This is a genomic window from Mangrovicoccus ximenensis (assembly GCF_003056725.1).
GTDB classification, from domain to species: domain Bacteria; phylum Pseudomonadota; class Alphaproteobacteria; order Rhodobacterales; family Rhodobacteraceae; genus Mangrovicoccus; species Mangrovicoccus ximenensis.
The window spans coordinates 264,001-277,306 of record NZ_QBKZ01000025.1 but is presented as its reverse complement, the minus strand read 5'-3'; the positions used below and the strand labels follow the sequence as shown (position 1 = coordinate 277,306).

Sequence of the window (13,306 nt, the reverse complement as noted above, 5' to 3'; positions counted from 1 at the left end):
GCCGACAGGGTGCTCTGCCCCTTTCCCCGAAGGTTTCAGGCGACGGCTTCGATCTCGGCTCTTCCCAAGGCCGGGCAGCGGTTCATGAATGAGCGGCAGGCGCCACCGGTCCGAGCGCAGCTGCGAATGATGCGGATCCGGACTTCGGCGGTCCGGCGGCCGGGGTCTCGTGACATGATCCGTTCGCCGAAGAGTTTGAGGCGGTTCATCCGGGCCTCGACGCGATTCCGCGCATGGCAGCTGCTCCATTTCTTCCAGATCGATCGCCCCGGACAACGCGTCGCCCGCAGGATTTCGTTTCGGCGAGCGCGGCGGGGCAGTCCGGCTTCCAGGCGCGCCCGTTGCGACGGATCGGCAGGATCCGGCTGCCGCCCTGTCGGCTCGAGGTGAACTCGGCCGCGCGGATATCGCCCGTGGCCCTGTCCAGCGCCAGATGCACCTTCCGCCATTCGCGCCTGCGCGTCGCACCATGCTTGCGCGCCAGCCATTCGCCGTCGCCGCGGAAACGGATGCCGGTGCTGTCCGCTGCCCGGCAGGGCATTGCGCCGCAATGCCCGAGAGGAGATCAGCAGCTTCAGAGGCGCCCCGGAGCGCCGATGCGGGATCTGCACCGCGATCCGGGCCTGACGCCGGCACAGCGCCGCATGGTCGGGCACGGGCCAGTCGAGCCCGGCCATCTCGATCAGGCTCGCCACCAGGCCGACGGTCCGGCGGAGCGGCAGGTCGAACGGGACCTTCAGCGTGAGACAGGTCCGGATCGCATTCGCCGGGGACAGGATCCCCCGGGAGCGCGCCACGCCGGTGCCCTCGGTCATCGCGTCGAAGGCGCGCTTCTGCGACAGGTTCGCCCGGTGCTCGGCAGCTGGTCGATCTTGTTCCAGACCTCGTAGAGCGGCACGTCCTTCCCGACGCCGAGGCTGCCGAGAATTTCGGTGACGTTCTGCGCCTGCAGGGCGGTCTCGGGATGCGAGATGTCGCGGACATGCAGGATCAGGTCGGCGGCCAGGACCTCTTCCAGCGTGGCGCGGAAGGCCGCGACCAGCTGGGTCGGCAGGTCGGAGATGAAGCCCACCGTGTCGGACAGGATCACCTTCGGCCCGTCCTCGATCTGCAGCTCGCNGCATCGTCGGGTCGAGCGTCGCGAAGAGCATGTCCTTGGCCAGGACTTCGGCGCCGGTCACCCGGTTGAAGAGCGTCGATTTCCCGGCATTGGTGTAGCCGACCAGCGCCACGATCGGATAGGGCACCTTGGCGCGCGCCGCGCGGTGCAGCGTGCGGGTCTTCACCACCTTCTCGAGCTGGCGCTTGATCCGGACGATCTGTTCGTCGATGGCGCGCCGGTCGGCCTCGATCTGGGTCTCGCCGGGGCCGCCGACGAAGCCGAGACCGCCGCGCTGGCGTTCCAGGTGGGTCCAGGCGCGGACGAGGCGGGTGCGCTGGTAGCTGAGCGCGGCCATCTCCACCTGCAGCACGCCCTCGCGGGTGCGCGCCCGGTCGGCGAAGATTTCCAGGATCAGCCCGGTCCGGTCGAGAAGCTTGACCTTCCACGCCTTTTCCAGGTTGCGCTGCTGCACCGGCGTCACCGGCCCGTCGATCAGGACAAGGTCGGCCCCGGCAGCCTCCAGCATTGCGCCCAGCTCGTCCATCTTGCCGGAGCCGAACAGGTATCCGGCCCGCGGCTTGGCAAGCGGCACGACGGCATCGCCCACCAGCTCGATGCCCGGCAGGGCGGCGGCCAGCGAAACAGCCTCTTCAAGGGCGCGCTCGGCATCCCGCCGGTCGCGCTCCGATTTCAGGTCGGGATGGAGGACAAAGGCACGGGTCGGCCTTTCCTCGGTCTCTGGGGTGTCTATCAGTCGTCCCCGTCGTAAAGATTGATGGGAGAGCTCGGCATGATGGTCGAGATCGCGTGCTTGTAGACCAGCTGCGACTGTCCGTCGCGGCGCAGCAGCACGCAGAAATTGTCGAACCAGGTGATCACGCCCTGGAGCTTGACACCGTTGATCAGGAAGATCGTGACCGGAACCTTGGTCTTGCGGACGTGATTGAGGAACGCGTCTTGGAGATTTTGCTTGTCTGACGGCATTTTGTTTTTTTCTTTCCGTTTTGGNGCGGACCGGATACTCACCGCNCGGAGTATGTCGCGGCCCATGGGGGAGTTCCAGACCCTCCGCGAGGGGTTTCCGGGAATAATTTGCAGATGCGGCATTAATGCAATCCACGTCGAATTGATCGCATCTGCGGCCCGAAGGCGCATCATTTCCGCCAGAAATTCGGGTTGAAGAGCGCGATGATCGCCAGCGTCTCGAGCCGTCCCAGCGCCATGGCCGCGGCCAGCACCATCTTGGTCCGCTCGGACAGCGATCCGGTGTCGAGAGGCGGCAGGATCGCGACATCGGTCAGCTGGCCGGTATTCGAGATCGCCGCCAGCGTCAGAACGGTCGCGGTCTCGAAGGNAATGGCCGATCAGGCAGAGCACCATGGTCACGAAGGTGATCGACAGCGCGCTCAGCATGAAGAAGAGCCAGGCCATGAAGGCCGCCTGCCGTCCGATCATGCGCTGCCGCGNTGCCCCCGACCCCGCCGACGGTCGAGGGGTGGATCAGCCGGGAAAACTCGTGCTGGCCATGCTTGTAGAGCACGTAGATGCGCAGCAGCTTGACGCCGCCCGCCGAGGTCGCCACGCCGCCGCCGATCAGCGCCAGCCCCATCAGCACCATGCCCGGCGTCGAGAGGCCGGACCAGAGCCGGGCGATTTCCCATTCCTGGCTGACGAAGCCCGTCGTGGTCAGGAAGGAGGCGGCGGTGAAGACCGCGCCCCAGACCGCGCGCGGGATCAGGTCGATGCCGAAGCTCTCGGCGGTCTCGAACAGCACGTACCAGTGGCGCACGAACAGCACGAAGGTCACCAGCGCGACGCAGCCCGCCGCCACCTGCACCTCGGGCTCCTGCCAGAGCCAGCGCCGCCCGAGCGCGGGCAGGTCCTTCGAGAAGCTGCGGCGGCTGACCGCGAAGATCAGGAAGCCGAAGACCACGACCTCGCCAAGGAGCCCCGCCTCGCCGCCGGTCAGCCCGCCGACCGGCGAGATGCCCGAGGTCGAGAGCACCGCCATTGCGTGGCAGAGCGCCACGAAGGGCATTTCGCCGACGATCATCAGCAGGACCCAGAGCGCGAAGGTCAGCCCGGCATAGACCCCGGCGAGCTGCTGGACCGCGCGCTNGCACCCGGCGCGGCGGCGAGATCGCCCTCTGCCCCATCCAGCGCACCTGCTTGCGGATTTCGCGGTTGCGGGGGAGGATCAGCTCGAAGCCGCCGATCCTGAGCGGCGCCAGGATCGCGATCGCCGCCACCCAGATCAGCAGCCCGCCGAGCCAGGCCACCTCGGCACGCCAGAAATGCACCGCGCGGTGCCAGGTCNAGCGGCGCGGGCTCCATCGTCATGCCGGTCGTGGTGGCCGAGGAGACCATCTCGAGATAGCCGTCGAGCAGGCTCATGNTCGCCGNACCGCCTCGACCATCGGCCANGGCCAGCATCAACGGCAGCAGCGTGAAGGCGCCGAGCAGCGCCAGCAGCTGGCTGCGGGCATGGTTGACGATCGGCACGTTGTTCATCGCCAGCGCCACCATGTAGGCCACGCTGGAGAACAGCACCGCGCCGTAGAGGAAGGGCCGCCCGGTGGCGTGGTCGCCATCCGTCGCCGCCAGGAGCGCCACCGGCAGCATCGCCACCGCGCAGATCCCCACGAACCAGAGGAAGAGCGGCACCCGCNTCCCAGTCCATCCTCATGTCAGAAGAAGTCGATGGAGACCTGCAGCAGGCGCTCCACCTCCGGGATGTCGGCAGTCAGCGCGAAGAGCGAGATCACGTCGCCCTCTTCCAGCCGCGTGTCGCCCCTGGGCGTGACCACTTTCTGGCCTTTCAGCACCGCGCCGACCAGCACGCCTTCGGGGAAGGGAATGTCGCGGATCACGTTGCCCNGCGATCGGCGAGGTCGACAGCACCTGCGCCTCGATGATCTCCGCCTCGGCATCGCCGATCGAATAGACGCCGCGCACCCGGCCATGGCGGACATGGCGCAGGATCGAGGACACGGTGGTCGAGCGCGGGTTGATGTAGGCGTCGATGTCGAGGGGCCCCATCAGCGGCAGCAGCGACGGGTCGTTGACCAGGCTGATTGCCATCGGACAGCCCTTGGCCTTGGCGCGCACCGCCGCCAGCAGGTTGACCTTGTCGTCATCGGTCACGGTCAGGATCGCGTCGGCGCGGTCGATCCCGGCCTCTTCGAGCAGTTCCGCGTCGAGCCCGTCGCCGTTCAGCACGATGGTGCGCTCCAGCGAATCCGCGGCACGCTCGGCGATCTTGCGGTCGCGCTCGATCATCCGCACGCGGACCCGCTTGGCCTGCTTCTCCAGCCGCCGCGCCACCGCCAGCCCGACATTGCCGCCGCCGACGATGACGACGCGTTCCTGCTTGGGATTGGTCTTGCCGAAGATCTCCATGGTGCGCTCGGCATCGTCGACATGGGCGAAGACGTAGATTTCATCGCCCGCGAACAGCATGTCGCCGGGATCGGGCGCGAAGAGCGAGCCCTCGCGGCGCACGCCCACAACCACGGCGCGCAGCGTCGAGAACAGGTCGGTCAGCTGCCTCAGCGGCGTGTCGAGCACCGGGCAGTCATCGCTGAGCGCAATGCCCAGCATCTGCGCCCGCCCGCCGAGGAACTGCTCGGTATCGAAGGCCATCGGCACCGCGAAGCGCGACAGCGCCGCCTCGGCGACCTCGCGCTCGGGGCTGATCACCACGTCGATCGGCAGGTGGTCGCGGCGGTAGAGATCGGAATAGATCGCGTCCAGATAGCTCTGGGCGCGCAGCCGCGCAATCTTGCGCGGCACGGCAAAGACCGAATGGGCCACCTGGCAGGTGACCATGTTGACCTCGTCCGAATGGGTGGCGGCGATGATCATGTCGGCATCGCGCGCGCCGGCGCTGGCCAGCACGTCGGGATAGGAGGCAAAGCCCGCGATCCCCTGCACGTCGAGGTTGTCCGTCGCACGGCGCACCAGCTCGGGATTGCTGTCGACCACCGTCACGTCGTTCTTCTCGACAGACAGGTGCCGCGCGATCTGCCAGCCGACCTGGCCCGCGCCGCAGATGATGACTTTCATGCCGCGTCCTTCAACATGCTNCCGGCCCCGTCNCTGACACGGAGCGGGNGACCGGGGTCAANTTCTCGGCGCTGTCGGCAAAGGCGGCAATGCGCGCGCCCGACTTGGCCGAGGTCACCACGCCGAGCGACTTCAGCTTGCGGTGCAGCGCCGAGCGTTCCATGCCGACGAAATTCGCCGTCCGCGAGATGTTGCCGCCGAAGCGGTTGATCTGGGTCAGCAGGTATTCCCGTTCGAACAGCTCGCGCGCCTCCCTGAGCGGCAGATGGGCGATCGCGTTCGACAGGATCAGCCGTTCCTCCTCGGTGCCCGCGCCGTTGCCGCCATCGGGTCCGGGCAGCTCGCCCGGCTCGATGTCGCCCTTCTCCTGGCCCATGATCAGGATGCGCTCGATCATGTTCCTGAGCTGGCGGACATTGCCCGGCCAGCTCATGGTCTGCACCAGCGCCGCGGCGTCGTCGCTGAGCGCGCGGGCGGGCAGCCCCTCGGACTGGTTGAACACTTCGGCGAAATGGCGGGCCAGCTCGGGAATGTCGCTGCGCCGGTCCTCGAGCGAGGGCACGTGGATCGGCACCACGTTCAGCCGGTGGTAGAGTTCCTCGCGGAACCGTCCGGCGGCGATCTCGCGCTTGAGGTCGCGCGCCGTGGCCGAGATGATCCGCACGTCGACACTGATCTGCGCCGATCCGCCGACCCGCTGGAAGCGCTGGTCGACCAGAACGCGCAGGAGCTTGCCCTGGGTCTCGGGCGACAGGTCCGCCACCTCGTCGAGATAGAGCGTGCCCTCGTCGGCCTGCTCCAGAAGGCCCGGCTCGACCTGCTGGCCCGCGGATTCGCGGCCGAACAGCGCCGCCTCCAGCCGGTCGGCCTCGATCGCGGCGCAGTTCATGGTGACGAAGCTCGCCCCCGCCCGCGCGCTGTTGCGGTGGATGTAGCGCGCCGCCGTCTCCTTGCCCGATCCCGGCGCGCCGACCAGCATCACCCGCCCGTTCGAGCGCGTGACCTTGTCGAGCTGGCTGCGGAAGGAGCGGAAGACCGGCGAGGAGCCCACCAGCTCGGTCGGGGTCGATTCCGCGCGGCGCNAGCTCGGAATTCTCCCGGCGCAGCCGCGAGGTCTCCATCGCGCGGCGGATCACCACCAGCAGCTGGTCGATGTTGAAGGGCTTCTCGATGAAGTCATAGGCGCCCTGCTTGATCGCGGCGACGGCGATCTCGACATTTCCGTGGCCCGAGATGATCACCACCGGAACCTCTGGCGTCTCGCGCTTGACCTTGGACAGGATGTCGATCCCGTCCATGTCGCTGTCCTTCAGCCAGATATCCAGGATCATCAGCGCCGGCAGCTGCTCGGCCNAGCGCCGCCACGCAGTCATCCGAGGTCCCCACCCGCCTGGTGGCGAAGCCCTCGTCCTCCAGGATGTCGCCGATCAGCTCCCGGATGTCCCTTTCGTCATCCACGATGAGAATGTCGCTCATGCCNTCGATCCCTTTTTGTCTTATTCGGCCGCCGCGTCCGGCACGGACTTCTCGGCCCACATCGGCAGGCGCATCACGACGCGCGCCCCCCGGTGCCCGTCCGTGCCGAAGGCTCCGGCATCTTCCAGCCGCAATTCGCCGTCATGTTCCTCGACGATCTTCTTCACGATGGCGAGGCCGAGTCCGGTCCCCTTCTCGCGCGTCGTCACGTAAGGCTCGAACAGCCGCGAGCGGTCCTCGGGAAAGCCCGGACCGTTATCCTCGACGGCGATCTCCGCCATGCCCCCCGGCGCCCCCGGCACCAGCGAGACCCGCACCTCGGGATCGAACTCCGCGCCCTTTTCGGCACGGGTCTCGGTCGCCTCGATGGCGTTCTTGATCAGGTTGGTCAGACCTTGCGCCACCAGCGTCTTGTCGACATCGCCCCAGACCGCGTCGCCGGGCAGGTCGGCCTTGAGCCGCACCTGCGGATTGCCGGCCTTCTGCAGGGTCACCGCCTCGCGCAGCAGCGCCGACAGATCCTGNGCGCGTCGCGTTCGGCTCGGGCATCCGCGCGAATTTCGAGAATTCGTCGACGATCCGGCGCAGGTCTTCGGTCTGGCGCACGATCACGTCGGTCAGCTCGCCCAGCTTCTGCGGCTCGGCAACCTCGCGGGAGAATTTCCGCTTCACCCGCTCCGCCGACAGCTGGATCGGGGTGAGCGGGTTCTTGATCTCATGCGCGATCCGCCGCGCCACGTCGCCCCAGGCCGCCGTGCGCTGCGCCGAGACCAGCTCGGTCACGTCGTCGAAAGCGACCACGAAGCCCTCGGGAGTGCCGTCATCGGCGCGCCGCTCGCCCATCCGCACCAGCACNGCTTTCCAGCGCGCCGTGGCGGCGCAGCTTCAACTCCTGCTGCACCTGTTCGCGCCGTCCGTTGCGCAGCGTGTCGAGCAGCTCGGCGAATTCCGGCACGATCTCGGCGAGCTGCTGGCCGGCGGGCTCGAACCCCTCGAGATCNGAGCATCCCCCGCCNCCGAGCGGTTGACGAATTCGACGCGGCCCTCGGCATCGAGGCCGATGACGCCCGCGCTGACCGAACCCAGCACCGAATCGAACAGCCGCCGCTGGGCCTCGGTCTCGGAGGCGCTGTGAATCAGGCTCTCGCGCTGCTGGCTGAGCTCGCGGGTCATCTGGTTGAACATCCGCCCGAGCAGCGCGATCTCGTCATCGCCCTCTTCCTCGCGCACCTTGACGTTCAGATGGCCCTGGCCGACGCGCTGCGCCGCCGAGGCCAGCCGCCCGACCGGCTTCGACAGCCGTTCGGCGAACCACAGGCCGAGCCAGATCGACGCCAGGATCAGGATCAGCGCGAAGCCGAGATAGATCAGGCCGAATTCGAGGAGCAGCCGCCCCCGCTCGGTCTCGAGCTGGTTGTAGAGCCGCACGGTCGCCTGNGGTGTCGTCGAGCAGCGTCAGGATCCCGCCGTCGACGGTGCGCGACACATAGAGATAGCGGTCGACGAAGGCGTCGAGCCGGATCAGCGCGCGGTATTCGTTATGCTCCCAGTCCTCTATGATCACCGTCTCGCCGTCGCGGGCACGGGCCATCTCGTCCTCGGCGGGCGGATCGTAGTTGAACAGGTAGGAGCGGTCGCCGCGGGCGCGGATCTCGCGGCCGCCGTCGATCACATAGGCTTCCTTCAGGCCGCGCTGGATGGCGCCCTGGGCCTGGCCCAGAACCTGGCGCACGTCGCCGTCGGACATCAGGACGGTCTGCTGGCGCTGGCGGTCGAGGAAATCGGCAACGGCGCGGGCATCGGTGGCCAGCCCTTCGCGGTGCTCGCGCTCATAGGCCTGCGCCGCGGCCAGCGAGGTGCCGACCACCTGGCGCACCCGGTCCGAGAACCAGCCCTCGAGCCCGACATTCAGCGTCAGCCCGGCAAACACCGCAACCAGCACGGTCGGCCCCAGCGCCACCAGCGCGAAGACCCCGGTGAGCCGCAGGTGCAGCCGCGAGCCCGCCGATTTCGCCCGCCGCGCCGCCACCATNCTTGGCGATCCGGCGCAGCACCAGCGTGGCGATGAAAAGGACATAGACGAGATCGGCCAGCAGGATCAGCCGCAGCGACANTGCCGCTGCCGCCCTTGTCGAGCGGGCCGAGGACCAGATAGGTCGCCACCGTCATCACCGGACCCAGGAGCACCAGCCCCAGGGTCGCGGCATTGGACATGCGCCCCCGCTCCAGGCGGAGGNATCAGATCACNGCCAGGCACGCTGGCCCGCATTCGCTCGCATTCAAGTCACCCGANACCCACCTCGGGCGCAAAACCGTCTGTTGCNGGCTTTCGCGCCACGCTNGTGGCAGGTTTACATCAACTTGCGCCGGCGTGTCACCCGAATATCGAGATCGGTGATCTTTTTCCGCAAGGTATTGCGGTTGATCCCCAGGAGGTCGGCACATTTGGCCTGGTTGCCGCCGGTGGCATCCAGAGCGATCTCGATCAGCGGCAGCTCCACCTCGCGCAGGATGCGCTGGTAAAGCCCCGGCGGCGGCAGCACGCCGCCATGCAGGTCGAAATAGCGCCGCAGATGCTTGGCGACCGAAGCGCTCAGCTTCTCGCCGTCGCCGCGCCCCGACAGCGGCTCCATGGCCGGCTGGTTGCCGAGGATCTGGTCGACCTCGGCGCGGGTGATGTCCTCTTCGCCGGCGGTGATCACCAGGCGGCGGATCGTGTTCTCCAGCTGGCGGACGTTGCCGGGCCAGCTATAGGCGCGGATCATCTCCATCGCGTCGGGCGTGAAGCGGCGCACCGGGCCGCCGTCGCGCTCGGAACGGGTCAGGAAATGCTCGGCCAGCAGCGGGATGTCGTCGACCCGCTCGCGCAGGCTCGGCACCGCGATGGTCACGCCGCCGAGCCGGTAGAACAGGTCCTGGCGGAACCGCCCCTCGTCCATCCGCGAGGCCAGGTCGCCCTGCGACGAGGCCAGAACGCGCGGCGCCGGATCGCCGAAGCCGTCGAGCATCCGCACGATGCGGGCCTGCGCCTCGTCGTCGAAATCGCCGACCTCGTCGAACAGGATCGAGCCGCCGCGGGCGCGCGCGATGATCTGCGCCGGGCCGTCCATCGAGGCCAGGTCCGAGGCCGAGACCACCACGAAGGGCATGGTGCGGCGGTCCGAGAAGTCATGGATCGCGCGGGCGATCAGCGATTTGCCGGTGCCGGATTCGCCGGTGATCAGAACCGGCAGCTCGGAATTCATCACCCGCGCCACCAGGCGGTAGAGCGCCTGCATGCCCGGGGTGCGCCCCACCAGCGGCAGGTCGCCGGTNCGCCTGCTCGGTCTCCTTGCGCGGCTGCGGCGCGCGGCGCTTGACCTCCAGCGCCTTGCCCGCGCGCTTCATCAGGTCGGGCAGGTCGAAGGGCTTCGGCAGGTAGTCGAAGGCGTCCGCCTCCGCCGCCTGGATCGCGGTCATGATCGTGTTCTGCGCCGAGATCACGATCACCGGCAGGCCGGGCCGGTACTCGGCGATCTTCGGCAGGGCGTCGAGCCCGTTGCCGTCGGGCATCATCACGTCGGAAATGACCAGATCGCCCTTCCCTTCCTCGACCCAGCGCAGCAGCGTCATCAGCGAGGAAGTCGCATGGACCTTGCAGCCGGCGCGGGTCAGCGCCTGGGTCAGCACCGTCCGGATCGTCCGGTCGTCATCTGCAACAAGAACGGTCCCGTCCATCAGTCATTCTCCGTATTCTTNCGGTGCAACCGGGAGGGAGATGCGGAACACGGTGCGCCCCGGCACGCTCTCCACCCCGATCCAGCCGCCATGTTCCGACACGATCTTCGACACCAGCGCAAGCCCCAGCCCCGTTCCGTTCTCCCGTCCGGACACGAAGGGATCGAAGATCGAATCCGCNGATCTCGGGCTTCAGCCCGGGACCGTCATCGATGATTTCCACCTGCAGCGGCAATGCGGCACCGGATCCATCGGTGCGCCGCAGCCGCAGGCTGAGTTCGTAGAACGTGCGGATCCGGATCGTCCCGGCCCCGNTCCGAGGCCTCGGCCGCGTTCTTCAGCAGGTTCAGGAAGACCTGCAGCATTTGGTCGCCGTCGACATAGGTCGAGGGCAGCGAGGGATCGTATTCCTCGATGATCCGCATATGGGCGGCAAAGCCCACCACGGCCGAGCGCCGCGCCCGGTCGAGGAGGTCATGGACGTTGATCGCCTTCAGCTCCGGCGGACGCAGGTTGCCGAACTGCTCGACCTGCTCCAGCAGCTTGGTGATCCGCCGGGTCTCGGCGACGATCAGGTCGGTCATCTCCTGGTCTTCGCCCGAGAGGTTCATGCTCAGCAGCTGCGCCGCGCCGGTGATGCCCGCCAGCGGGTTCTTGATCTCGTGGGCCAGCATCTCGGCCATGCCGATCGCCGATTTCGCCGCGGATTTCACCGCGTGGGCGCTTTCCATCCGGTCGGCAATCTGGCGCGGCTCCAAGAGCACCAGCACCATGNTCGGGCGTGTCGATCAGCGGGCCGATCTGGATGTTGCACTGGACGGGGGGGCGGTTGCCGCCGCCGACATCGACATTGTTGATGAANCAGCCCCGACTGGTCGCGGCGGACGCGGGNCGAAGGATNTCCTCCAGCGGCGCGTCGATCATCAGCTTGTCCCAGATCGGATAGCCGATCAGCGCCTTGTCGGACATGTTGAGGAAGGCCTCGGCCGTCGGCGTGATGTCGGCGATCGTGTCGTCGGCATTGAGGAGGAAGGCGGGAATGGGCAGCGAGGCCCAGAGTTGTTCGGTCCAGTCCGCGGTCATGCCGCAAGAGCCTCCGTTGGCAGTAGGGCGCGCGGCAGGAGGCGGTGAACCTCGGCGGCCTCGCGGGAAGTCAGCACGGCGCGGCGGGTCTCGGGATCGGTCCCGGCCGCGTCCATGTACCAGCCCAGGTGCTTCCGCGCGACGCGGATGCCCAGTTCGGGGCCGTAGAAGTCGAGCATGGCGCGGTGGTGATCTGCAACCATCTCCACAAGCGCCTGGTTTTCCGGAATGTCCGGAGCGGGCGTGCCGGTCAGCTCATGGGCGATTGCAGACAGCAACCACGGGCGGCCATAGGCGCCGCGCCCCACCATGATCCCGGCCGCGCCGGAGAGCCGCAGCGCCTCGCGCGCGGTCCCGCCGTCGATGATGTCGCCATTGGCAATGACCGGAACGGAGACGGCCTCGACCACCTCGCGGATCGCCGCCCAATCGGCCTGCCCCTTGTAGAACTGGCAGCGGGTCCGGCCATGGATCACGATGCGCTGCACGCCCGCGCCTTCGGCACGGCGCGCCAGTTCCGCGGCATTCAGCGTGCCGTCATCCCAGCCCAGCCGGGTCTTCAGCGTCACCGGCACCTCGACGGCTTCGGCCACCGCCTCGATCAGCCGCAGCGCCAGGTCGAGATCGCGCATCAGCGCCGAGCCCGACAGGCCGCCCACCACCTTCTTGGCGGGGCAGCCCATGTTGATGTCGATGATCTGCGCGCCCTGCCCGGCGACGAAGCGCGCGGCCTCGGCCATCCAGTGCGGATCGCGCCCGGCCAGCTGCACCGCAGTGCGGGCCTGGTCCAGACCCAGCTCGGCGCGCTCGCGCACCCCCGGCTTCGCCTGGACAACTTCCTGGCTGGCCACCATCTCGCTGGTCACGAGATCGGCACCGAACCCCGCGACAAGCTGCCGGAACGGAAGGTCGGTGATCCCCGCCATCGGGGCCAGCGATATTGTTGGCGCACCCGGTGCCGCCAGCTGTTTAGTCAAGTGCCCAATCCTTGCGCAGCTCTGCTTCGGAACTAAACGGGCGGCAAATCCTGTGCAATCGCTCGCCGCGTCGAACTCCGCATAAAACATCTCCTGCACAAATTATAGGCTGAAATCTCCTCGCGGCTGCATGGATTGTCAGCAACACGCGCCCGGTCTATGCAGCCCGAACGAAGGAGGCCTCCGCATGTCCGTCACAGCCCTGATTGTCGCCGCCGGCCGCGGCACCCGCGCAGGCGGAGACATTCCCAAACAATATCAGTCTCTTGCCGGGATGCCAATCCTATCTCACACGCTCCGGGCACTGGCCTCGCATCCCCGGGTGTCCGCAACCGTGCTGGTCGTCCACCCCGATGACCGCGCGGGGCACCTGGCCAAGGTCACGCTGCCGCAGGGCACGATCCTGGTCGATGGCGGGGCAACCCGGGATGCCTCGGTGCGCGCGGGGCTGGCCGCCCTGCCGGACGGCACCGCGGAGGTGCTGATCCATGACGCGGCGCGGCCGCTCTTGGCCCATGACGTGATCGAGCGCGTGCTGGTTGCACTTTGCAACCACCCCGGCGCCGCCCCGGCCCTTCCTGTGACCGATGCACTCTGGCGCGGATCATTCCAGGCAAAGATACTCCGCCTCCGGGCTGCGCCCAACTCCGGCGCGTGCCCGGCTGCGGAGCCGGCGGCATCGCCGCTCCCCCCTGCCGGGCGGACGCCTGCAACCTGACCAAGCGGTGGCCACAGCCCAGCCCCGCAGGGCTGGGCGCCTCCCCAATGCAAGGATCACGGCGATGACCGCAGCCCGAAGCGATGTGCGGCGGGCGCGATTCTTTCGGATGCCGTTGCCGTGGCCGCAGGGCACGGTGCAGATCGCGCCAGGCCGCCATCCATTTTC

At 68.0% G+C, this 13,306-nt stretch carries 4 protein-coding genes and 7 pseudogenes; 1 reads left to right on the top strand and 10 read right to left on the bottom strand.

The features are described from left to right. Nucleotides 1-35: 35 nt before the first annotated feature. From C7T91_RS29200 to dusB, 10 genes and pseudogenes are all read right to left on the bottom strand, one after another. Nucleotides 36-761 (bottom strand): annotated as a pseudogene (locus C7T91_RS29200) (transposase); the annotation flags it as partial. A gap of 71 nt (nt 762-832) precedes the next feature. Further along, nucleotides 833-1,856, bottom strand: a pseudogene (hflX, locus tag C7T91_RS29195) (GTPase HflX); the annotation flags it as partial. Then, entirely contained in the window at nt 1,853-2,086 is a 234-nt protein-coding gene (hfq, locus tag C7T91_RS29190; RefSeq protein ID WP_108263468.1) for an RNA chaperone Hfq, read from the bottom strand. The pseudogene hflX and the gene hfq, both read right to left, overlap by 4 nt. 346 nt (nt 2,087-2,432) lie before the next feature. After that, complete coding sequence (locus tag C7T91_RS29185; protein WP_456237879.1) at nt 2,433-3,113, bottom strand: potassium transporter TrkG; 681 nt, start codon at nt 3,111-3,113, stop codon at nt 2,433-2,435. A gap of 676 nt (nt 3,114-3,789) precedes the next feature. Beyond that, nucleotides 3,790-5,167 (bottom strand): annotated as a pseudogene (trkA, locus tag C7T91_RS29175) (Trk system potassium transporter TrkA). Nucleotides 5,168-5,177: 10 nt separating this feature from the next. Further along, nucleotides 5,178-6,643, bottom strand: a pseudogene (gene ntrX / locus C7T91_RS29170) (nitrogen assimilation response regulator NtrX). Nucleotides 6,644-6,663: 20 nt separating this feature from the next. After that, nucleotides 6,664-8,857: pseudogene (locus C7T91_RS29165) on the bottom strand (ATP-binding protein). A 137-nt stretch (nt 8,858-8,994) separates the two neighbouring features. After that, nucleotides 8,995-10,360, bottom strand: a pseudogene (locus tag C7T91_RS29160) (response regulator). 3 nt (nt 10,361-10,363) lie between these two features. Continuing rightward, a pseudogene (locus C7T91_RS29155) lies at nt 10,364-11,443 on the bottom strand (two-component system sensor histidine kinase NtrB). Further along, nucleotides 11,440-12,420 (bottom strand): tRNA dihydrouridine synthase DusB, encoded by a 981-nt coding sequence (gene dusB, locus C7T91_RS29150; protein WP_269102693.1) that lies wholly within the window; start codon nt 12,418-12,420, stop codon nt 11,440-11,442. Before dusB ends, C7T91_RS29155 begins: the two are co-directional and overlap by 4 nt. Before the next feature lie 187 nt (nt 12,421-12,607). On the opposite strand from dusB, the gene C7T91_RS29145 reads away from it, so the two are divergent. Next, complete coding sequence (locus C7T91_RS29145) at nt 12,608-13,138, top strand: IspD/TarI family cytidylyltransferase (RefSeq protein ID WP_108263350.1); 531 nt, start codon at nt 12,608-12,610, stop codon at nt 13,136-13,138. Nucleotides 13,139-13,306 lie beyond the last annotated feature (168 nt).